12 protein-coding genes are annotated in these 24,018 nt (G+C 42.1%); 10 read left to right on the top strand and 2 right to left on the bottom strand.

Annotation, left to right across the window (positions count from 1 at the left end):
- Positions 1-9: 9 nt before the first annotated feature.
- The 7 genes from ABD769_RS09500 to ABD769_RS09470 all read left to right on the top strand — a co-directional run bounded on the left by ABD769_RS09500 (position 10) and on the right by ABD769_RS09470 (position 12,383).
- Positions 10-1,482, top strand: coding sequence for a RagB/SusD family nutrient uptake outer membrane protein (locus ABD769_RS09500; RefSeq protein ID WP_344851194.1), 1,473 nt, complete (start codon positions 10-12; stop codon positions 1,480-1,482).
- 8 nt (positions 1,483-1,490) lie between these two features.
- Positions 1,491-3,338 carry a fasciclin domain-containing protein gene (locus ABD769_RS09495; RefSeq protein WP_344851193.1) on the top strand — a complete coding sequence of 616 codons (1,848 nt, stop codon included), beginning with the start codon at positions 1,491-1,493 and terminating at the stop codon, positions 3,336-3,338.
- Positions 3,339-3,429: 91 nt separating this feature from the next.
- Positions 3,430-4,854 carry a fasciclin domain-containing protein gene (locus ABD769_RS09490; protein ID WP_344851192.1) on the top strand — a complete coding sequence of 475 codons (1,425 nt, stop codon included), beginning with the start codon at positions 3,430-3,432 and terminating at the stop codon, positions 4,852-4,854.
- A gap of 27 nt (positions 4,855-4,881) precedes the next feature.
- Positions 4,882-8,145 carry a SusC/RagA family TonB-linked outer membrane protein gene (locus tag ABD769_RS09485; protein ID WP_344851191.1) on the top strand — a complete coding sequence of 1,088 codons (3,264 nt, stop codon included), beginning with the start codon at positions 4,882-4,884 and terminating at the stop codon, positions 8,143-8,145.
- A 24-nt stretch (positions 8,146-8,169) separates the two neighbouring features.
- On the top strand, positions 8,170-9,918 hold the full coding sequence (locus ABD769_RS09480; protein ID WP_344851190.1) for a RagB/SusD family nutrient uptake outer membrane protein: 1,749 nt from the start codon (positions 8,170-8,172) through the stop codon (positions 9,916-9,918).
- An 81-nt stretch (positions 9,919-9,999) separates the two neighbouring features.
- Positions 10,000-11,013 (top strand): tetratricopeptide repeat protein, encoded by a 1,014-nt coding sequence (locus tag ABD769_RS09475; RefSeq protein ID WP_344851189.1) that lies wholly within the window; start codon positions 10,000-10,002, stop codon positions 11,011-11,013.
- Positions 11,014-11,129: 116 nt separating this feature from the next.
- Positions 11,130-12,383 carry a glycoside hydrolase family 28 protein gene (locus tag ABD769_RS09470; protein ID WP_344851188.1) on the top strand — a complete coding sequence of 418 codons (1,254 nt, stop codon included), beginning with the start codon at positions 11,130-11,132 and terminating at the stop codon, positions 12,381-12,383.
- Between the two features lie 284 nt (positions 12,384-12,667).
- Here the strand turns inward: ABD769_RS09470 and ABD769_RS09465 are convergent, their stop codons facing one another.
- Entirely contained in the window at positions 12,668-15,637 is a 2,970-nt protein-coding gene (locus tag ABD769_RS09465; protein WP_344851187.1) for a glycosyl hydrolase 2 galactose-binding domain-containing protein, read from the bottom strand.
- An 8-nt stretch (positions 15,638-15,645) separates the two neighbouring features.
- Positions 15,646-16,647, bottom strand: a complete 1,002-nt coding sequence (locus tag ABD769_RS09460) for a family 43 glycosylhydrolase (RefSeq protein WP_344851186.1) — start codon at positions 16,645-16,647, stop codon at positions 15,646-15,648.
- Positions 16,648-17,304: 657 nt separating this feature from the next.
- On the opposite strand from ABD769_RS09460, the gene ABD769_RS09455 reads away from it, so the two are divergent.
- From ABD769_RS09455 to ABD769_RS09445, 3 genes are all read left to right on the top strand, one after another.
- On the top strand, positions 17,305-20,511 hold the full coding sequence (locus ABD769_RS09455; protein ID WP_344851185.1) for a SusC/RagA family TonB-linked outer membrane protein: 3,207 nt from the start codon (positions 17,305-17,307) through the stop codon (positions 20,509-20,511).
- Positions 20,512-20,524: 13 nt separating this feature from the next.
- Positions 20,525-22,522, top strand: a complete 1,998-nt coding sequence (locus ABD769_RS09450; protein WP_344851184.1) for a RagB/SusD family nutrient uptake outer membrane protein — start codon at positions 20,525-20,527, stop codon at positions 22,520-22,522.
- An 83-nt stretch (positions 22,523-22,605) separates the two neighbouring features.
- Complete coding sequence (locus ABD769_RS09445) at positions 22,606-23,970, top strand: glycoside hydrolase family 28 protein (protein ID WP_344851183.1); 1,365 nt, start codon at positions 22,606-22,608, stop codon at positions 23,968-23,970.
- The last annotated feature ends 48 nt before the right edge of the window (positions 23,971-24,018 follow it).

Below are 24,018 nucleotides of genomic sequence, written 5' to 3'. Positions count from 1 at the left end.
AGCAACACCATGAAAAAGATTTTATATAGTACAGGCATAATCGTGATGCTGATCATGAGCAGCTCGTGTAAAAAATGGTTGGATTTACAACCCCGGGATGGCATTACGCGGCAGGGCTTTTGGAAAACCAAAGAAGATATTCAGGCTGCGGTTGCAGGTTGTTATGCATCTTTACTGGCCTCTCCGCCAAATATTACAGATAAAGCATTAACCGAGTATATATTTATATACGGCGAAATACGGGCCGATATGATCGATGCCGGACCAAATGGAACCATTGAAGAGAAGGATGTTTTTGATAACAATATTGTTCCGGGCAATACCTTAACCAGCTGGGCCGCTTTTTACCGTACCATTAACTTCTGCAATACCGTACTGGATTTTGCGCCTGCGGTAAAGGAAACCGATCCAACTTTAACCGACATACAATTAAATGCCTATATCAGTGAGGCACTTGCGCTCAGGAGCATGATGTATTTCTATCTGGTCAGGAATTTTAGGGATGTACCCTTAAAATTAACTTCTTCATCAAAAGATACCGATTTGCAGGAGCTTACTAAAACGCCTGCTGCCGATATTCTGAACCAGATCGTAGCCGATTTAAAAAAGGCTGAAGCCGGAGCGGTAAACACTTATGGCAATACCGTATCAGATAAAGGAAGAATTACAAAATTTACGGTTAATGCCTTATTGGCCGATGTGTATTTGTGGATGGATAACTTTAACGGCTGCATTACCGAATGCAACAAAATTATCGATTCGCAGAAATTTGCCGTTCAGGGGGCGGCTTCCGGCTGGTACAACAATGTGTTTTACAATGGCAGTTCAACCGAAACCATTTTCGAATTCTCGAATAAAAACGCCGTAAATAACGTATTCTATAATTTACTCATACAATCTAAAAAACGCTTTATTGCTTCGGGCATTTTAACCTCCGATATATTTACTCCGGATGATGTAGATCCCGACCGCATTTATGATATCCGCGCTTCGGCATTTTACAGTGGCGATAACAGCATTGTTAAATATGGTACCGAAAACCCTTCTTATGTAAACTGGCAGGCTTACCGCTTATCCGATATCTGGATGCTAAAAGCCGAGGCCCTGGCTTATACTGGAGCTGGTGCACAGGCCATTAACCTCATTAAAGATTTAAGGTTAAAGAGAAACGCCGTTAAAATAACCGAACAAAGCCCCGACGAAAATGACAAGGATGCCATATGCGATTACATTTTAGCTGAGCGATCGCGCGAATTTGCTTTTGAAGGCAAACGCTGGTACGATTTACTTCGGATTGCCAAACATGAAAATTACAGACGCATTAACGTATTGCTTGAAATGGTTGCCAGAACGGTATCACCTGCCGTACAACAATCGGCTATAACCAAATTCAGGGATGTAAACAGCCATTATTTACCCATCAACGAAAACGAGCTTTTTGCCGATTCAAAACTTGTCCAAAATCCATTTTACACCAAATAAATTTTAGCATGATGAAAAATAATCCAAATTTACGCAGCTTCGCCATATTGATGGTGATAGGCGTTATTGCTTTCATATTTGTAAATGCATGTAAAAGAGAATCGTACACCTTAGCCACCACAGATGATGTAAACATTACCGGCTATCTGGATAAATACCCCGATAAGTTCTCGATGATGAGGCAGATTGTAGAACGCTCGGGCACGGCGGGATATTTGGGTGCTTATGGCAGGTACACTTTGTTTACCCCCACCAATGATGCGGTTACCGCCTGGCTTAAAGGCATTGGCAAAGCAAATGTATCCGATTTAACTGTTGAGCAATCGAAGGATATGGTTAAATTCCATTTACTGCCAGATACAGTTGCAACCAATCGTTTTACAGATGGGAAATTGCCACAAATTACCTTATATGGCCAGTACCTGCAAACAGGTGCCATAAACGATGGCGGTGTAAGTAGCTATATTGTAAACAAACAGGCCAAAATAAGCCAATCCAATGTAAGGCTGGGTAATGGAATTGTTCATGTAATTGATCATGTTTTGATTCCGGCAACATTAACAACCGCTCAAACCATTGAGGCAAGCGGCCGGTATAAATATTTTACGCAGGCTTTAAAAGAAACTGGTTTCTACGATTCGTTAAATGTGGCTTCATCGGCCGTAAAAGATACCACCCGTCGCCTTCAAACCGCCATTATCGAATCCGATTCTGCTCTGGTAAAAGCGGGTTACTCCAGTTATGAGGCGTTTAAGGCTAAGTTTTCTAAAACGGGAGATCCGAAAAACCATAACGATAGTTTATGGTTATACATTGCTTATCACCTTTCGGCCGGGGCCACCTATACACCAGATATCATTTCATCAACCACCATTAATACTTTAGCCCCAAAAGAAGTAGTTACAACCAAATACATTAATCAGAAAATTTTACTTAACGACGATGAGTTTAACGGTGTGTTAGAACCTGGGGTAGAAGTAAACAGAACCTTTAGCAACATCACAACCGCTAACGGTGTACTCCATGAAACTAAAAACTTATATGCCATTAAGGTGCGTTACCCTACGGCGGTATTTTTCGACGTGTGCGACCAGCCAGAACTCAAAGCTAATCCGATCTGGCGCGGCCGTAACGGCGCAACAAGCGGCACAATACCCTTATTTGCCAATGGTGCCAGTACATTAGCCGGATTAAGGGTAAATAACCCTGCTAAAGCCACCTTACCTCAATACTATGATTACGCAGTATCTGTTTTCGGGCAGACCAGAAGAGTGGCTTACGATGATAAATTGGTATTGTCGTTAGGCTTAACCAATGCAAACCGGGCAATATGGGTGGAGTTAAAAACGCCCATGCTGGTAAAAGGTAAGTATAAAGTTTGGGTTTGTTACAGCTACAATGGTTCATCACCACTTTGCCAGGTGGGGATGGATATTGGCACCCCCGATGCGCAGATACTGCCCAATCTGGTAGATTTCAGGCAATCGCTTACTTCTTCCGGAATGACTGATGCAGGTGCAGCCTTACCAAGTTCTGATCCATTAATGTTAGCCCAGGGCTTTAAACGCTATCTGGCCACAACTAACGATAAAGATAAAAACGGCAATCTAGGTTTAATCCAGCCTGCGGTTAAAAATAACTGGGGAAGTGCCGTAGCCCGTTTGGCAGGAACAGTAAATATTACCACAACTGACAGACACTGGATCAGGTTAACCATGGTAGGTGGTACCGAGGCCTCCGGTACAGGGTCAGGAGGTACCTGGCTGGATATGATCCAGTTTATACCGGAAAACGACGACCAGAACTATCCAAGGTTTTCGCCGGGTAAAGACGGCCTGATTTTTCAAAAACCCTAATCATTAAATAGGAGGCTGTGCCACAAACAGTGGTGCAACCTCATTTTACAGTAAAAAAATACACCTGTAAAAGGGGAATAAAAGAATAGAAATGAAAAAAAATATACTACATGCCATATTATTACTGGGAGCAGTGCTTTGGCTGGGAGGATGTAAAAATGCGTTGGAAGAACATGCAGAAATAGTAAATGTGGACAATACCACCGATCTGTTGCAAAAAATTGCTGCTCAGCCCGACTTAAGTAAGTTTGCCGGATACGTGAGGAGTACCGGTTACGATAAACTGCTTACCTCATCGCAAACCTATACGGTATGGGCGCCTACAAACGATGCATTGGCAACGCTTGATGCTGCCATTATTAGCGATCCTGTTAAACTAAAAGATTTTGTGGCCAACCATATAGGCTTAACTGCTACCGCTGCACCTAAGGGGCCTACTGATACTGTTAAAGTATTGCTTCAAAATAAAAAATACGCTACCATGGTAGGTTCTACCTTCGAAGAAGCGGCTATTGTAGGCAAACCTGCTTTTGTAAAGAACGGTGCTTTGTATGTAATCGATAAAGCGATTCCAACCAAGCTGAATGTTTGGGATTTTATGCTTGGCAGTACCGATGCATCCATCCAAACCAATTACATTGCCAATTTATCTGTACAGGTTATCGATACCGCCAATGCAACCATTATTGGTTACAATGCTTTGGGCAATCCGATATTTGCACCCAATCCACCAATGGTATCAAGAAATGCCTATTGGAACAGTGTTGCCGATTTAAGGACAGAAAATCAGCAGTACACCTTTTTTATGTTGCAGGATGCCACATTCACTACCGAACGCAACCGTTTAGAGCCTTTTTATCCAAATGGCGGAGCGTTTATTCTGGTGCGCGATCTGGTGGCAAGAGGTTTATACACGCTGGATAAATTACCTGATACCCTGATTTCGACAAGGGGTGTTAAAATTCCCATCAAAAAATCGGCTATTGTAAAATCGTACCGTGCCAGTAATGGAATAGTCTACGTCATGAATGCATTACCATTCAGAACAAAAGATAAAGTACCAGCCTTTAAAATAGAAGGTGAACTACCCTTTAGCTTTAGATCGGATAGAACAGGCAATATACTGTACCGGTTAAAGCTGGATGATAAGGGCATTCCTTATAGAGATATTGAGGTGTATAACCATGGCGTAGCCGAATATTATGTTCAGTACCTCTCAACCGTTGCTTCGGTTAAATACAAAGTATATGCAAGGGCCATATCAGGCGGGCAAGGTGATGCCCAGGTAGCCAATTTTACCCAACGGTATTTTATTTACAACCCAGCCACTTTGGTTTTCGACTTATTTGCCACACAAACGGTAACGCCTTTAAATTACGCAGAGGTTTACCTTGGCGATTACACGCCACAACAATACGGGCAATTACAGTTACGCTTAACGGCAGCGAATACCACATCTAAAGACCAAAATACGCTCATTTTAGATTACCTGCGATTTGAACCCATTCTTCCTTAAATAAGTAATCTGACTCAAAAAAAGACTATGCATAATTTTACCATCATAAAAAAAGGAATTTTACTTGTGCTGTTTGGGCTGATGTGCTCGGCTATGGCTTTTGCTCAGCAAACCGATACCGGCAAAACAGATTCGAGCCAGTACAGTACCGATACCACTACCGTAAAGGTGCGGCAGAAAAAACTGGCAGGCCAGAGAATAACCGGCGTTGTGGTAGATGGGTACACCAATAAGCCCATTACCGGAGCCAAACTAACTGTAACCGATTTTTCGGGTGCTTTAACAGATAACAACGGGAAGTTTAGCATCATTGTCCCCGATTTTAACGCAACCATTTTAGTCAGTTTTACCAATTACCACACTAAATTATTACCGGTACATAAAGGTAAGCTGGCTACCATCAAAATTTATCCAAATGGCTACAATTCATTATTTACCGAAGTAACTTTGCCTACAGGTATGCAAAACCTGGCACGGTCTCAGTCGGCCTTAAGCTACCTAAACCCTCAGGGCGGCTGGAGCGCTAATTCCGAAACGCCAGACAGTTATATACAAGGCCGTATGGCCGGGGTTAATGCAATCAGAAGATCGGGAACCCCGGGGATTGGTGCCGATGTATTTGTACGCGGTTTCACTTCCCTGTATGCCACAAACCAGCCCTTATATGTGGTGGATGGTATGGTTTACGATGCCAATTCTTATGGTACATCGCTCACCACCGGGCATAAAAATAATCCTTTACAATTTATTGATGTACGCGATATCGAAAACATTACGCTCATTAAAGATGCATCGGCCGCTGCGGTTTATGGCACCAAAGCTGCAAACGGCGTAATGATTATTACCACCAGCCATGCCAAAGATTTAGCCACACTGATCGATTTTTCGGCATATACAGGGATTAACCTGAAACCTAAAAAAATCAACGTAATGGGGGTAGACGATTACCGCAGTTATTTATCTGATATTTTGAAAAGCCAGGGTTTAAGTGCCGGTGAAATTGCCGCTAAACCTTATATGAACGATGATCCAAATCCGGTAACCAATCCAACCTACCAGATGTACCACCAAAATACCGATTGGCAGAACGAGGTTTTTAAAAACAGCATCGATCAGAGTTATTACCTGAAAGTTAGTGGCGGCGATAACATTGCCAAATACGCGCTTTCTGCAGGTTATTCATCAGATAAAGGCATTATCGATTCAACAAGCAACAACAGGTATTCCATGCGTTTCAACAGTGATTTAAATCTGACCAAGAAACTTACAGGAAACACCAATTTATCGTTTACCTATGCCGAGCAACGGTTAAAAGACCAGGGTTTATCGGCCCGTTCAAACCCGATCTTCCTGTCGCTGGTTAAGGCACCGTTTTTGGCTGTAAATGAGATTAGCGCAAGCGGGGCGGTTTCACCAAACCTGGCCGAAGCCGATACATTGGGCGTAAGTAATCCAAGGGCATTAATAGAAAAAGGACTAAATCAGAAAAAAGCCTACCGCTTTTTTGGTAACATTAATTTTGATTATGCTTTTAACAAAACCTTCAAACTTTCTAATCTTACAGGGATAACCTACGATAAAACTCAGGAAACGTTATTTATTCCGCGGAAGGGCGTAACTAACGAAATTTTGCCAACCACCATTGGCGATAGTAAACTGGGAACGCAGGTGATCCGTTATTTCAGTGTTTTCGACGATCTGCATTTAAGCTTCGATCGTAAGTTTGGTAACAACCATACTTTACATGCGGCATTGGGTACACGTTATACTTCGAGCCAGAGCGAGCAGGATTATGCCATTGGTTACAACTCCGCAACCGATGTATTAATCAGTATTGGCAACAGTAATGCCGCGCTGCGCTATTTTGGGGGTGATATTGGCAAATGGAGCAATTTGAATAGTTACTTCACAGCCAATTATAACTATAAGGACAAATATTATTTAAGTCTTAATGCTGCTGTAGATCAGTCGTCGAGGTTTGGCCGCAAAGATATTTCTTCTTCAGTTCGCTATATTGGCGGTTATGGTTTAGATATCCTCGGTAATAAATCGGCTATTCTGCCTGCCTTAAGTGCTGCGTGGTTAATCTCTTCAGAGAACTTTATGCGCGATTATAAATACATCGATTTATTGAAATTCAGGTTAAGTTACGGTTTGGTTGGTAACGATGATATTGGCAACTATAACAACAGGCAATACTATGTTTCCCAAAACCTGCTGGGTTTACAGGGCCTTGTTCGTGGCAACATTGCTAATCCTGGCATCCAGTGGGAGCAGGTAGCCAAATTTAACACCGGTGTAGATGCTTCGTTTTTTAATGAACGTTTAAGCCTGAGCCTTGATTATTACATCCATACCACCAGCAAAATGCTGGCTTATGTGCCTGTTGCATCAGTAGGAGGGATCAATTCTTATATCGATAACCAGGGCGGTATGCGTACCTCGGGTTTGGATTTTGGTTTAAACAGCCGCATTTTAAATAAAACCTTAAAATGGGATTTAGGCATTACCCTGGGTACCTATAAGAATAAAATAAATAGCTTGCCCGGCGGTACCGATATTTTAACCAGTTACGCCAATGGCACTTATTTAACCAGGGTGGGCCAAACGGCTAATTTATTTTACGGGCAGCGTACCAATGGTGTATATGCTACCACTGCCGAGGCTACTGAAGCAGGGCTATCCATCAGGAATAGTTCAGGTGCTTTAGTGCCATTTACAGGCGGAGATACCAGGTTTATTGATACCAATGGCGATAAAATTATTAATGACGCAGATCGTGTGGTTATCGGCGACCCTAACCCTGATGTATATGGTAGTGTTAACAATACGTTCAGCTATAAAAACTGGAGTTTAGATGTGCTCTTCTCTTTTGTGGCGGGCAACGACATTTACAACTATACCCGTTCGGTATTGGAATCGGGAAACAGTTATTATAACCAGACTGATATTGTGCGTAACCGCTGGCGCGGAGAGGGCCAGGTAACCAATGTGCCTAAAGCAAGTTATGGCGACCCGATGGGCAACGCACAGTTTTCTGACCGCTGGATCGAAGATGGCTCTTACTTACGTTTGCGCACGGTGAATTTAACCTATAATGTACCGCTAAAAGCAAAGGCAATTAAATATGCCAGGCTTTATGCAACAGCCAGCAATGTATTCACCTTAACCAATTACTTAGGTTACGATCCTGAGTTTAGTGCCTCGGGCAGTATCTTCACTCAAGGTGTAGATACCACTTTGGAACCTCAGTTCAGGTCGTTCCAGCTGGGCGTTAGAATTGGTTTATAATTGATAATGTTTAAAAAGATGAAGATGGATTTTAATAAAAAAGTTATTGCCCTTTTAGCGGTAGCCCTGCTTGCAACAGGTTCATGGTCGTGCAAAAAAATTACAGATGAAGTACCCGAAGATAAATTGGATATTACCAACGCTTATCGGAACGTGGGTGATGCAGATGCAGCGGTTATTGGTGCTTATGGTCAGTTTTTGGGGCTCGAAAAATTATATATTTTGCAAAATGAACTACGTGGCGATCTGGTAGATGTTACGGGTAATGCCGATGCATATTTAAAGCAACTATCAAACCATACCACCAGCAAAGATAACCCTTATGTCGACCCGCGGCCTTATTACACAGTGATCTTAAATATTAACGACGCACTTAAAAATTTTAATTTGATGCTTGCCGACCATCGGATGAGTGTTGATGATTACAATAAACATTATTCCGATTTGGGTGCTTTACGCAGTTTTATTTATTTGCAGCTGGGGGCGCAATACGGTAGCATTCCCTATATCACCGAACCGGTAGAAAAGGTAGAAGATGTTAAAAATTTAAGCCTTTATCCCCGCATATCTTTCGATGAGCTGTTAACCCGACTAATTGATTTTACCGAAAAGCTGCCTTATAAAGAGGTTTATTCTTATCCGGCAGGCAATGCGTTAAATGTGGCCATCGACGGGCAGAACACCCAAAAAATATTCATCTGTAAACCTTTTATTCTGGGCGATTTATATTTATGGAAGGGTAATTATTTAAAGGCTGCAGAGAATTATGCAAAGGTGATGAATGTAGAAAATACCAATACCAACATCAATGTTCAGTTTGATGCGTATAAAGTAGTTGGTTATTTAAGTTCTGCCTACAACGATCTGGTGGTTCGTTATACCAGGGCCCAGGATGAAGGTGCTTTAATTACCGATGGTGGCTGGCGCAATATGTTTATACAGCCTACTAATAACATCACTTGGAATTCGGAGTTCTTTTGGGGCATACCTTATAACCCGGGTTATAAACCTGGTAATCCAATGGTTGATGTTTGCTCTTCCCTGTATGGTAAATATTTGATCAAACCATCGCAGGTAGCAATCGATAACTGGAATGCACAAAGGCAATACAGTGGCATTCCTTATGATGCACGCGGAAGATTATCTTACGAAAATTCTGCCGCTGGTCCGGTAATTACCAAATTAACAGATAACAATACTGTATTGAGTAGTTTTAATAAAGGTGGTAAATGGGGCATTTATCGTGCAGGTCTTTTGCATCTGCGTTTTTCTGAAGCAGCAAACCGCGATGGCCAGAGCAAATTGGGATGGGCCTTTTTAAATACCGGAATTCAGGACACTTATTATACAGGTACTTTCGTGAACGGGGCTAAATCGCCGGTATCAACAGCCGAAATTAACACCATGCAAACACCTTATCCTACCTCATCGCCATATTATTTTGATGCAAGAAGTAATTCTGATTATAAATCGCCCTGGTACAGAAACACAGGAATCAGAAACAGGGCAAACGTGCGCCCTATTGATGTAAGCTTTCAAACTGATATGTTGGGTTTAGAAGGAAAAATTATTGATGAGGATGCTTTAGAATTGGCCTTTGAAGGCAGCCGCTGGCCAGATCTGGTACGTGTAGCCCGCAGGCAGAACAATCCTGCTTTTTTAGCTGAAAAGGTTTATCAGAAGTTATTAAAAGCCGGAGATCCCAATGCCACCGCAACCAGGGCGAAATTAATGGATCCGGCAAACTGGTATTTACCGTTTGACTGGAAATAAAATCTGAAAAATTGGTTGTAAGCTTTCATCTGTTAAAATAGGTGAAAGCTTTTTTTATATTCGCAAACAAAATAATCTATCATGCGCTTCTTAATTGTCCTTCTACTTTGTTTAACTTCTGTATTGTGCAAAGCACAGATAAAATCGGGTGATCTTTCAGGCTCGTGGGTTGCCGGTAAGGTGAATTATCTTAGTGGTGATGATCTTCCGGATGAAAATGTGCTGAAATACACTTATGTAAAATACACATTTACAATGCCAGACAAAATGTACTTTTCTTCAGTATATCATACTTTAGGCTCTGAATTGCTTTTTGAACTTCGCGGAAATAAACTTTTGGTAAAATCGAGTGTCGGGTTTGTAATGAATACGTTAAAGATAATGGAACTGAGCAAAACCAAATTGGTTTTGGTTATGGCTGATGCAAATGGTTCTTTAGAAAGTCCAACGGCCATCAGATATACTTTTTATCCAGAACCGCTAGTGCAGCGCAGCCTTGCACTTAGTCCAGATGATATCTATAAAATTAAGGGCACTGATACCGTATTTAATTCCAGCCAAAAAATATATGCATTATTTAAGGGCCCGGATTTTAGTAATTATATTTCTTATGAGCTTAGCAAAATGGGGATCTATGTTAAAACAGGAGCTCTACAGGCAACTTTTATTGTAAATGCCTCAGGTAAAGCCGATAGTTTAAAGATTATTCAGGGTATTAATGCCAATTACGACAAGGCCTACACCAAGATATTTTATGCGGCACAATATAAATGGGAAGCTGCAACACATAATGGGAAACCTGTTAATGTATTAATGCATCAGGAAAAGAAATATTTTAAAACAGATGAAGTTATACCCAGTTTTTTTAATGCACAAAAAGCTAATGCTGCTTATGAAGAAAAAAACTATGAAGTAGCACTTTATTATTACGACCTGAGCTTAAAGGATAGACCAGATGACAAAGAGAATTTTTATCGCAGAGGTGTTTGCAGGCAGCAGCTTGGAAACCTCGAAGGGGCCTGTAGTGACTGGAAGAAGGTGCAATCTCTTAACAGCAGCTTAGCTGACGCACTGTTGGCTAAATATTGCCGATAATTACAAAATTAACTTTTTAAGCAGGATACCGCAGGATGCAAAATAGAAAAGCTTTATTGATCTTTGATCAGATTGTGCTGTCAATCTACTTAACCAAATATCTGCCCCTGCTTACTATGAAAAGATTAACCTTACTCACTTTTTTTGCTTTTATGGGCTTCAATGGAGGTGCCCAGGAATACGTCATCACCAAATTTGGCGTAAACGCCGATAGTACAAAACTGAATACCAAAGCCATTCAAAGTGTAATTGATAAAGCCTTCCAAAAAGGTGGGGGAACAATTGTGGTTCCGAAAGGTACTTACCTAACCGGGGCATTATTTTTTAAACCCAAAACCAATTTGCTGTTGCAGGAGGGCGCCGTACTTAAAGGATCAGATAACATTAAAGATTATCCTTTTATCCCTTCGCGTATGGAAGGCAGGAGCCTGAAATATTTTGCTGCCTTAATTAATGCCTCCAAGGTAGATGGTTTTAGCATTACAGGACCGGGCACCATAGATGGCAACGGACTTAAATTCTGGAAAACATTCTGGTCGCACCGCGATTCTTTAAACAAACTGGGCAGAGAATCTACAAACCTCGAAGTAAGTCGTCCGCGCTTATTATTTATATGGGGATGCAATAACGTCAATATCAGAGGAGTAAAACTGCGTAATTCAGGATTCTGGACCACTCATTTGTATCAGTGCAACAATGTGCTGATCGAAAATTGCGATATCCGTTCGCCATTCAGACCGGTAAAAGCACCCAGTACTGATGGGATAGACATTGATGTTTGTAAAAAAGTAACCATCAGAGGCTGTTATATTTCTGTAAACGACGATGCCATCTGCATCAAAGGGGGCAAAGGGGTAGATGCTCAGAAACTTCCTGAAAACGGAATTGTGGAAGACATATTGATTGAAAACTGCACCATTGGCGAAGCCCATGCAACCCTAACCATGGGTAGCGAATGCATCCATGCCCGCAACATTACCATGCGCAACTGTAAGGTAGATAATAACTGCCCCATTTTAAAGATGAAAATGCGTGGAGATACCTTTCAGCTTTACGAAAACATTACGGTAGAAAACATTACCGGTAAATGTGGCTCAATCATCGACTTAAACCCCTGGAAGCAATTTTTCGATCTGGCGGGCAGTACCGCAAAACCCTTTGGTACCATCAGAAATATCAGGCTTTCGAACATTAAAGTAGAAGCAACAAAATTTGGTGAAATGGATGGCAATCCTGATGATAAGGTATCCGGTTTCCTTTTTGAAAACTTAGAAGTGAGTACTAAAACACCTTTTCTAAAAAATAAATACCAGGATGTTCAGATCGATCATGTAATGGTAAACGGAGCGCCTTTAGTAGTGAAACCTTAATCTTCCACCATACTGATCTGAAGTAAAAGAAACAGGTTTCGGGGTTAATCATTTAAGGGCGTAGGCCAAATGATTAAGCGTTGAGGTTAATTGATTAAGGTTTTAGGTTAAATGATTGAGGAAAGCGGTACAAAAATATACTTCCGGAACAGAAAGAATATGTCGGGTTCTTATCCTTAATCTTTTTACATCATTATAAACATTTCTCTGTTTTCTTGCCTTCCGTGTTTCCGTATAAAAAAGTATGTACATTTTTCTTTTCTCCGTGATGGTTTAAGCGTGGCTCAGCCTTGAGGCTGCTCGTAAATTTCTGCCTCAATAATGCTTAAGCCCCCTTTTAATTTGGTTTCGGCACGTTCAACACCATCATCCAACTTTTTGCCGTTCACTTCTACACCAATATTGCTGTTCTCCTTTTCTTTTCCCGAACCGGCCAGTTGTATGGTTACTGTTTTTCCTTTTATTGCTTTGAAGTTTGCAGTAAAATAACCCAGGCTTGGTGTACTATTACCCTCAAATGCAACTTTTCCATCCACTAAAATTCTTAATGGATAAATTTTTGTCCTGAAGCCATTCAATTTTAAAGCAACTGCCGATACACTGCTTTCCTTTGCCAGCGTGTATTTTATCCAGGCCGTTGCAACTCTGCCATCATTTACCCAATCGCTCAGTTCATTGTCATCAAAACTTAAAATGGCTTTGTCGTTATTGGCTCCTGCTTCGGCAGATGCAATTTTAACCGATTTTCTCGTTACCGTGTACGAGGGACCGGGCGGGGTTGCACCTTTGCTTAAGTTAGGTTTCAAACCGTCGGACGGCAGTTGAGCAGATAATCCGTTCTTAGTTTTAACTGCTAAAGTTTCAAAAGAGAGGTTTGCGGTTTGCAGGCCTTCAGCCTTTGCCGTTAAATTGATTTGTCCGGCAGTGGTTGTCGAGCGGATCAAAACGCGGTTTACGCCACTTTCCACAGGAAGATCTTTGGCTAAAATGTAATTATCAGGTCCCTGGGCAAGGCCTCCGCGCCATTCAGCAGGGCCATTTAAACTAAAACTGATCATATTTGAAGCCGTGGGGCAGCGATTCCCATCCTGATCTACTACTTCAACCTGAACAAGCACCACATCATCGCCATCTGCCTTAAAACCGTTAGGGTTTTTTATTGCGGTAAGTTTCAATCCTGCTGGCCTGCCCGCCGTTTTTAATTGTGTTTCGGCCAGTTTTTTTCCTGCTGAAGAATAGGAGATGGCCCTGATGGTTCCGTCCTGGTAAGCAATATTTCTAAAAGTGAACAGAAAGCCATTGCTTTTCTCGCCAAAACCAAGCGATTTATGGTTTAAAATTAGTTCAACCTTATCGCCGGCGGCCACCACATACACATTCTTTTTTATGCCAGCTTTGTAGTTCCAATGCCCGATTAAATGAAGACCAGTCTTTTTTGCATCAACCCAGCCATCCCACATGACCTGGTGTGCAAAATAGGCGTCTTTCGTAATGCGCATGGCATCTACTTCGCCACTTCTGCGGTAATTTTCTTCGCCACGGTGGTGGGTGTTCGAATCGGAAAATATAATGTTTACGCCGCCCGAACTTACGCGGGTTCCTGTACCAGGGCGTTCCTGGTAATATTCGTTCCAGCGGGTTACGTCTTCAATGGCAAACGAATCCTGGTTGCGGTTATAATCGCTTGCATCGGCATCCTTATACTTAGGGCCAGCGCCATTTACGTGAAAAGGAGGGGAAAACTCGTCCCAGTATTTTCGCAGGGCTTCATCTCTGGCATATTCCATAGACCATAGGGGTTTCGTTGCACTTTTATTGATGTACAGCATCTCACCACCATATTCGGCTTCAGGAATATCGAGCATTTCTCTCGATCCGATGGCCCGGCCGCCATTTGGATCGTAAAGATTTCTAATGTCTTTCATTTCCTGCATGTGCGCTGCACTGATCGATTCATTTCCACATTCGTAAAAGATTATGCTCGGGTTATTGCGGTTGTAGATGATGGCATCCGTCATTACTGCTTTGCGTTGGTCCCATCTGGTACCGGTTACATCTTTTTCTGAATCTCCGGCAGGCATTGCCTGGATTAAACCCACCCGATCGCAGGATTCTATATCCTGTTTCCATGGGGTAATGTGCATCCAGCGTACCAGATTGGCATTGCTTTCTACCATGAGGCGGTTGCTGTAATCGCTTAACCAGGGTGGTACCGACAGGCCTATTGCAGGCCATTCGTTGCTGCTGCGCTGTGCGTAACCCTTCATCATCAATACGCGGTCGTTTAAATACACCATACCGTTTTTAAAACCGGTTTTTCGAAAACCGGTTTTGGTGCTCAGTTCATCGATGATTTTTCCTGCTGATTTTAACCTTGAAGTAACCGTGTACAGGTAACCGTAACCCCAGCTCCAAAAGTTTAAACCGGTTACCAGTGCTTCTGCTTTTAGGGTTAAAGTATCGCCAGCTTTAATCGTGGTTTCTGCAGATGTAAATGTTTTTACGGTTTTTCCATCAAGATCTTTTAACTCCACTTCATAAACCAGTTTCTGATCTGTACTACTTTCATTTTTAACCTGCGATTCGGAAACCACGACGGCTGATTTGCCTATAATGTTGAAATCTTTGGCGTAGCAGTAATTTCCCGTGGTGTTTAAGGTAGAATAAAGCGGAAGGGTTTGATATACATTACCTGTTATATGCAAACGAACATTTTTAGAGATACCACCATAATTGGCATTAAAATTTTTGTCGTTCCATTGATAGCCGGAGTTGGTGGCTTTTTCTTTGTAGTTCCAGGCGTTATCAATCTTTACGGCAAGTACGTTTTCCTGGTTTGGAATAATTAATGCACTGATATCAAAACCAAAGGCCATTACACCATTCTCATGCCGGCCGATAAATTTGCCGTTCAGGTAGAATTCTCCAGCCTGCCTGATGCCTTCAAATTCAAGAAATACCTTGCTGCTCTGGCTGTTTGCCGGAAGGGTAAAATGTTTCCGGTACCAGGCAATGCCGGTTGATAAATCTTCTATCGATTTTTTGAAGGCTTCATCCTCATTCCAGGCATAGGGCAGGGTAACTGGCTTCCATGTGTGGTCATCAAAACCGGGGTTTTCTGCTGCCGATAAATCACCAACATGAAGTTTCCAGCCAGGATTAAAGTTATAGGTTTGCCGGGTGGCGGCAGTTTGTTGCGCCATCCCGAAAAAGGGCAGGAGCGCAGCTATTAACATGACGTAAATAAGCTTCATATGTTTGGTTAGGGTTTTAAGCTGATGGATAACGGTTTATCGCGGTTGCAGGTAATTTCGCCATCCTGATATTCAAGTTCTGCCAGCTGGATTACACTTCTTCTGGTGATTGCATTATCGGTTCCTTTATTTTCAGGTGTTCGGCCAGGGTGGGTAAAATAATAAATGTAGGCTTTATCGCCATTTACCACCACATCTGCATGTCCGCCCATTACCCCGTCATCAGCTCCTTTACCAGGCTCCTGTAAAATGTTTTTGGGTTGGCGTTTCCAGGTTAACAGATCCTTTGAAGAATATATACCAAGGCCTTTCCAATTATCTACAACCATCCAATAGGTGTTTTTCCAATAGAAAACTTTTGGGCCTTCGCAGCCTTTATCGCCGATCAGTTTGGTGTTTTTATCTTCCCAGTTATAGAGATCTTTACTATCGGCGTAATAGATCGATTTGCCTGCCATTTCGTTGTTGTAATACATGCGCCAGCCTTTATTATCAGGTAGTTTAAATATGGAGGCATCAATGCAGCGATCGGAGGCAAGGTTCAGTTTCGATTCAAATTTCCAGTTGAGGAGGTTTTTGCTGGTGAGATGAACAATATACCGGGGGTGGTGCCAGTCTTTAAAAACGCCGGGCACATAGGTTAAGTACATGTGGTAAATTCCTTTATTTTCGATTACTTCCGGTGCCCAGTGTGTGTAATCAGTTAACCGGTACTGGATGTCGCAGGTATCGCGGTATTTCCATTTTACCCCATCTTTAGATTCTGCAATACCGATGCGTGTACCATGCACCCAGCTTACGCCATCGAGGTTTTTAACATTGGCCTTGCGGTTGGTGTAAAACATAAACCACTTCTTTTCCCCTTTGTTCCAGATCACCACCGGATCGGCAGCCCCATCGTAAACAGGGTCGCTGTACAAGGGTTTTGGAACAAGCTGCGCCTTTGTGATTTTTTGGGCAAAAGTATATGTTGAAAACAGCATTAAACAGGCAAGCAGGATTTTCTTCATCGTAAAAATGATCATCATGGCATCGTATCCATACCACCGGACGGAACGCCATTTTTAAAGGAGAAATATTTGGTTAAATGTTAAACGAGGTTAACATTTAAAATTAAAAAAGCCATCCTGTGCTATCCTGTATAAATTGAATTAATTATCCCGCAGGTGGTTTTAAATGAAATTCAAACGATTGAAAATGATTAAGAAAATCTAATTCTTCTGGTTTCTCCTGTTTCCTTAATCTTTATCCGTTAAATAAAAATAACCGGGCAGGAAAATCCCTTTCAGGGTTGCAAGGGTGATTGACGCTGCACCATATTTAAACAATGCAACCCATTGCAGGATAGAACAGGACGGATTAATAAATTAAAAGCCCTAACCTCGTATAACCAAATATAAATACTAATTAAATCTTTCTATATGAGCATTAAATACCAAAGTCTGCAGGGATAGCTATTTTATAATGTGCCAAACCGATACGGCATAAGTTGTGCGTCGGAAACACAGGGCATCAAAAAACAGGCTTATTAAACCCATTATTTTCTGAAAAGGGTATTCATCCATATCACATGATGTTGATTGCCCGGTAACACGTTCGCTCTAAAATTTAGCAGATTCTGCAATATACCTTTCTAATAACCAAATATTTACATAAAAAATAATACTATGGATCTTAATTTTTATCCTGAAAACCTCAACCGGCGTAAAGTCTTTTCGTACAAAAAAATCCTGGTCACCGGAATTTCGGCATTGAGCCTACTATGTGTGGTAAACACAGCCCGTGCAGATTCATTTATCCGCGAAACATTACTTGCTAAAACAGCTCCAAACACCGTTCTGAGCAAACGGGATGTGAGCCTTAAAGGAAAAATTGTGGATGAAAAGGGCGAAACGCTGGTTGGTGTGAGTGTTAAAATTAAGGGTACCACGATTGTAGCATCAACTGATGTTAACGGTGCTTTTTCGGTTACTATTCCATCAACGGTGAGCAACCCGGTTTTGGTGGTTTCGTACGTGGGTTATACCACACAGGAAATACCTGTAACAGGAAAAACCACCATAACGGTTCAACTTAAAAGTTCTGCAAACGATTTGGATGAAGTTGTAGTTGTTGGTTACAATACGGTTAAGAAAAGTGATTTAACCGGTGCGGTAGTAAGTATCGGCGCAAAAGAAATCAGATCGAGGCCTGTAACCAATGCACTGCAGGCCATGCAGGGTAAAGCTGCTGGTGTAGACATTACCTCGAATGAGCGGCCGGGACAGGTAGGAGACATTAAAATCCGTGGCCTCAGGTCGTTAAAAGCCAGTAATTCACCGTTGTTCGTGGTAGATGGTATCCCACTGCAGGCTGGTGGAATTGATGCTATTAACCCCAACGACATTGAAAATATCGACGTTTTGAAAGATGCCTCTGCAACTGCTGTTTATGGTTCGCGCGGTGCAAACGGAGTGGTGCTGGTAACCACAAAAAAAGGCAAAGCAGGGCGGTTAACACTCGATTATGTGGGTACTGCAACCATCGAAACATTAAATGACAGGATGGAGATGATGAACTCGGCACAGTATATCGATTTCCGCCGAGACGCATTCAGGGCATTACCTGCTACAGACAGCAGAAAATATCCAACCGTTCCAACGCTGGCGAAAGACAGGGAAATTTTTGCAGGAGATCCCAATGTGCTTGCAAACATCGAAAAGGGCTGGGTAAACGGTATTTATGATGGAAGTTTGGTACCCACTACCGATTGGGGCGATCTGGTAACGAGGACGGGCATTACGCAGGACCACGTACTGAGTGTAAGTGGCGGAACAGATAAAATGAAAGCTTACGGATCATTCGGTTATCTGAACCAGACCGGTACACAGCTGGGCCAGGATTTTGAACGATACAGTGGTAAGTTAAGTGTAGAAATTAATCCGGTAAAATGGTTTAAAATGGGCTTAAACGTTACTGCAACTTACAGTTTACAAAATTATGGTTTCGTTGCAGCCAGTGCTTCGGGTGCAGGTAATATTTATGCAGCGGCACGTGGCATGCTTCCAATGGCTATCCCTTACGATGCAAATGGAAACAGGATTAATCTCCCTGGTGGCGATATCAACATCCAGAACCCAATTCTGGAAGCCGATTATAACATCAATTTACGTAAAACATTAAGAACCTTAGGTTCGGCATTTGCTGAGGTAAATATTTTAAAAGGATTGAAATACCGCATCAATTTCGGTCCCGATTTTTCTAATTTTTACAACGGAAAATACCAGGATGCAAAATCTGTAAACCGCGATGCGGGTATTCCGGGATCAGTTAACAACTATGCACAGTTAAACCAAAGCAATAAATTCGCTTATACCCTCGATCATTTATTGTATTATGATAAAACCATTAACAAGCACAGTTTCGGCGTAACCTTATTGCAGAGTTCATCGCTGTTTCAGGATGAATCGTCATCACTAACGGGGAGTAAAATAAACCTCATCGCGCCACTTTGGTATGGATTAAGGGCAGGAAGCATTACCGCTCTGGATGGATTTGATACCGATTTTAGAAAATCTACCCTCGAATCTTACATGGCCAGGATCAATTACAGTTTTGATAATAAATACCTGCTAACGGCATCATTGCGTTCGGATGGGGCCTCGCAACTGGCTGAGGGCAACAAATGGGATTTTTTCCCCTCAGCAGCTTTGGCATGGCGTATGGATCAGGAAGAATTTATGAAAAATATTAAGTGGGTAAGTCAGCTGAAATTAAGACTGGGTGTTGGCAGTACCGGTAACTCTGCTGTTGATATTGGCAGCACTTTGGGGCTTTTGCAGCCGTTAACCTATACTTTTGGGAGCGCTGCACAGATAGGTTATGTTGCCTCCGATGCATCCCTGGCAAATCCGATCTCATTTCCGAATAAACTGTTAAGCTGGGAAAAAACCCGGCAATATAACCTCGGTCTGGATTTTGATCTCCTGAAAGGAAGGATCAGCGGTTCACTGGATTTATATAAATCCAACACAACAGATTTGATTCTGCTGAAAAAAATCAACATCATCAATGGTTATCCTACCTCTTATGATAACATTGGCTCAACTAAAAACAAAGGACTCGATTTAACCGTAAACACCGTTAATGTAAGAACGAAAGATTTCAGCTGGGAATCGACCCTTAATTTCTCGACCAATAGAGATGAAATTGTTAAGCTGAATGGCGGGGATATGGTTGCTGACCTTTTCTTTATTGGAAACGGAATTAATGTTGCTTACGATTTCGTAAAGGATGGCATCTGGCAGAATACCCCTGAAGACAAAATAGAGCTTGATAAATTTAAAGATAACGGCCAAATATTTTTACCGGGCAGTATTAAAATAAGGGATTTAAACGGAGACCATATAATTGATCCCAATAACGACCGTCAGGTACTGGGCCGTTATACCCCGAGCTGGAGTGGCGGTATCACCAACACCTTCAATTACAAAGGTTTTGATCTTTCAGTGTTCATCATTGCCCGCTATAATTTCCTGATCGCTACAGGTGCAGAATCTTTGCAGGGCCGTTTTGCTCAGCGTGTACTGGATTACTGGACACCAACCAACCCTACCAACGATTATCCGGCCCCTAACTATGGCAGTGCTGCCGGCGATCAGTATAAAAGTGCCATGAACTATCAGGACGGCTCTTTTATAAAAGTCAGAAACATTTCACTAGGCTATAATTTTGCAGAAAATATCACCAAAAAATTAACGCTTTCCAGATTGAGGATTTATGCACAGATGATTAACCCGGGACTGATTTATTCGAAAGTAAAATGGATCGATCCGGATCTGGGTGGTTCTACTTTTAACAGAGGTGTTGTATTTGGGGTTAACGCAAGTTTTTAAAAAAATATTGATTATGAAAAAGATTATAAATTTAATATCAGGCGTGTTTTTGTTAGGAGGCTTAATGGTGCTTCCCACTTCCTGTAAAAAAAGTTTCCTGGATGAGGAAGTGATCAACTCACGTAATACATCCGATTTTCAGAAAACAGAAGGGCTGGACGGCCTGGTTATCGGAATGTACCAAAGTTTAAAATTCCATTTTAATTATACATGGGCCTATACCAGTACCAATTATGGGGTAGATGAGTTTACGGTTGGCGGAGACAGAACAGAGCAGATGTGGAATTCTTACGACGGAACCTTAAATTCTTTTAACTCGGATGTACAGGCCGTGTTTGATAACATGTACACCAATATTAACTCTGCAAATATTGTGATTAAAAACGTACCCATTTACTACACTGGTGCCAACAAAGACATCCGCCTGGGCGAGGGTTACTTTATGCGTGCTTTCGATTATTTTAAACTGGTAAAACAGTATGGAGGGGTGCCTTTACAACTGGAATCATTAGAAACCATCAAGGATGAATTTACACGCAACTCGGCCAAAGAAGTTTACGAGCAGGTGATTCAGGATTTTACACAGGCTTATAACCTGCTTCCTTCTGTTGCTGCAGAAAGAGGGAGAATTACCAAATGGGCTGCCGCGCACTTTCTGGCAAAAGCATACCTCTTCCGTGCAAGCGAAATGAACAACGAATGGAATAGTGATACCAAAACGGCTGACCTGCAGAATGCCATTAAATATGCAGATCTGGTAATTGGCAGTGGCCAGCATAGCCTGGCAACAAATTATAGTGATCTCTGGAACTTCACCACGGTTGATGGTGCAAATGAAACCAACAAGGAAATTATCCTGGCGGCCCAGTTCTCCAACAACACTGCAACACAGGGCAGATATGGCAACCAGATCCACCTGTACTATCCCTCAATTTATCAAACCCTTCCCGGAATGATCCGTGATATTGCTGGCGGCCGGGAATTTCAGCGCATGCGGTCAACCGATTATGCTCTGGATGTTTTTGACCGTGTTAACGATTCGAGGTTCTGGAAGAGTTTCAAAACACGTTATATTGCCAATAATGCGGCCAGCATCCCGAAATGGGTTAAAGGCAGTGCACCAACTCCGGCACAGGAAGGACAAGCAAAATTTGCAGTTGGTGAGGAAGCCGTTTTATATATAGTTAACAACGCCGGCGATACCAGGTACACCCCAATAGTTCCCGGTGCAGATCCGGCACTGCCAACAGATCTTGCCCGCCGTAAACCTACCATGTTTGTAAGGTATTTTGCAGGGCAACCGCAGAGTTATTTAAATGCCCATGGTAATTATACTGTTAACCAATATGTGGCTTTATCTAAATTTATGGATGGCTCCAGAAACCTTGTTGCCTCACAGTTTGGGCAGCGTGACGGAATTCTGGCCAGACTTGCTGAAACTTATCTGATTGCTGCAGAAGCGTACGGACGATTGGGCCAGTATGCACAGGCCATACCTTATCTGAATAGCGTGAGAGACCGTGCAGCCTATAAAGAAGGTGAAGACCGCTCTTCTTATGTTGACGGTGGAATTGCTTATAAAACTAATCCTGCGGCAACCTCAGCAATTGTTTCATATTCTGATAGAAATACCTATTTTGAATCGAACAACATTCCTGTAACCACTGCAAACACATTATCATCAATGCATCTCAACAGCGAAGCTGATATTTTTAATTCCAGCAGGGATTTTTATGATAAAGTTGGGGCAAGTTCCAATGAAGATAAATTCAAAGCCTTTATCCTTGATGAACGTTCAAGAGAACTTATGGGCGAGTTAATGAGGTGGGAAGACCTCGCACGTACCAAAACACTGGTGGCGCGTACGGCAGCATTTAACCTGGAGGCCAAACCGGTTGCAACTAAACATTATCTGCGGCCGATACCTCAAAGTTTTCTTGATGTACTTAAAGTTGGGGGAGAACCTCTAACATCTGCCCAAAAGCAGGCTTTGCAAAATCCAGGCTGGTAAACACGTTGTAAATTAATTGTGATATTTTTTAAAGGATTAATCCACTATACAATGCCGATCGATTACACTAATTTAAGAGAAAAGTGAAAAGACAAACAATCTGCCTGATGCTGGTGTCCGTTATCCTGGTATCATTCATTCAAAAAACAACGGTAAAACTCCGTACAATAGAGTTAAAAGTACCTTTTAAGATGCCGCCAATTACGGTTCCGGACTTTAGCAGTTGCGAAAAGTTTAACATTGTAACATTCGGGGCCGTTAAAGGAGATATGGCGCAGACTACCCAGGCGATTGCTGATGCAATAAATAAAGCAAACAGTGTTAACGGGGGAACTGTTGTGATCCCACAGGGCGAATGGCTTACCGGGAAAATCCATCTCAAAAGCAACGTAAATCTCCATTTAGATAAGGGGGCAACATTACTTTTTTCTGCTAACCCAAAAGATTATCTTCCCGCAGTAAATAGCTCGTGGGAAGGTATGGAATGTCTTAATTACTCACCGCTGATTTATGCTTATGAATGTAAAAATGTAGGGATCAGTGGTGAGGGCGAAATTAAAGCGCAGATGGAAACATGGTCAAAGTGGTTTGCCAGGCCAAAGGCTCATATGGAAAGTATCAGGCGCCTTTATAATCTCGCCTCGGCATATGAACCCATTTCTGCAAGGCAGATGGTTAACGATTCTGCAAATCTCCGGCCCCAGTTTGTTCAGTTTAATCGTTGCGAAAATGTACTGTTAGAAGGAATAAAGATCACCAATAGTCCGTTTTGGACCATCCATCCTTATTTATGCAGGAACGTTGTAATCAGAAAGATTAATGTTTATGCCCACGGCCACAATAATGACGGGGTGGATCCGGAAATGAGCCAGAATGTACTGATAGAAGATTGTTTCTTTGATCAGGGCGATGATGCGATTGCAATAAAGTCTGGCCGGAATCCGGAGGGCTGGCGGCTGAAAACACCATCAAAAAACATCATCATCAGAAACTGCACAGTGAAGAATGGCCACCAGCTGGTGGCCATAGGAAGTGAGCTTTCGGGTGGGATAGAAAACGTGCTGGTAGAGAACTGTAAGGTGCTGGACGGGGCTAAACTTAACCATCTGGTTTTCATAAAAACCAATGAACGCATGGGCGGATATGTGAAAAATATCTATGCGAAAAACATTACAGCTGGAAACATTGACCAGGGCATCCTGGGAATTGAGACAGACGTGTTATATCAATGGAAAAACCTTGTGCCAACTGTGCAGGTAAAACTTACACCAATCAAAAATATTTTTCTCGAAAATGTTAAAGCAGGGCACGTGAAATTTATATCACATGTTAAAGGAGAAAAAACATTGCCCGTTGAGAATGTTGTGCTTAAGAATGTATCTGCCGGTACAATAGAAGGTGAAAAACACCTTCATGAAAACCTGGTTAAATTTAAAGAATCAGACTAGCCAATCGTGATTGGTTGGAGAAATATCTTCACGAATTTAAAAAATCTG

The sequence above is a fragment of the Pedobacter jeongneungensis genome, assembly GCF_039538295.1.
In the GTDB taxonomy this organism is placed as follows: domain Bacteria; phylum Bacteroidota; class Bacteroidia; order Sphingobacteriales; family Sphingobacteriaceae; genus Pedobacter; species Pedobacter jeongneungensis.
The sequence above is the reverse complement of the archived record's forward strand: the minus strand, read 5'-3'. Positions and strand labels throughout refer to the sequence as shown.

Excerpts from the sequence above, each read along its gene's own strand:
- ABD769_RS09490 (WP_344851192.1), top strand. The coding sequence starts at position 3,430 with ATGAAAAAAAATATACTACATGCCATATTATTACTGGGAGCAGTGCTT.
- ABD769_RS09465 (WP_344851187.1), bottom strand. The coding sequence starts at position 15,637 with ATGAAGCTTATTTACGTCATGTTAATAGCTGCGCTCCTGCCCTTTTTC.
- ABD769_RS09500 (WP_344851194.1), top strand. The coding sequence starts at position 10 with ATGAAAAAGATTTTATATAGTACAGGCATAATCGTGATGCTGATCATG.
- ABD769_RS09455 (WP_344851185.1), top strand. The coding sequence starts at position 17,305 with ATGGATCTTAATTTTTATCCTGAAAACCTCAACCGGCGTAAAGTCTTT.
- ABD769_RS09495 (WP_344851193.1), top strand. The coding sequence starts at position 1,491 with ATGATGAAAAATAATCCAAATTTACGCAGCTTCGCCATATTGATGGTG.
- ABD769_RS09470 (WP_344851188.1), top strand. The coding sequence starts at position 11,130 with ATGAAAAGATTAACCTTACTCACTTTTTTTGCTTTTATGGGCTTCAAT.
- ABD769_RS09450 (WP_344851184.1), top strand. The coding sequence starts at position 20,525 with ATGAAAAAGATTATAAATTTAATATCAGGCGTGTTTTTGTTAGGAGGC.
- ABD769_RS09475 (WP_344851189.1), top strand. The coding sequence starts at position 10,000 with ATGCGCTTCTTAATTGTCCTTCTACTTTGTTTAACTTCTGTATTGTGC.
- ABD769_RS09485 (WP_344851191.1), top strand. The coding sequence starts at position 4,882 with ATGCATAATTTTACCATCATAAAAAAAGGAATTTTACTTGTGCTGTTT.
- ABD769_RS09480 (WP_344851190.1), top strand. The coding sequence starts at position 8,170 with ATGGATTTTAATAAAAAAGTTATTGCCCTTTTAGCGGTAGCCCTGCTT.
- ABD769_RS09460 (WP_344851186.1), bottom strand. The coding sequence starts at position 16,647 with ATGAAGAAAATCCTGCTTGCCTGTTTAATGCTGTTTTCAACATATACT.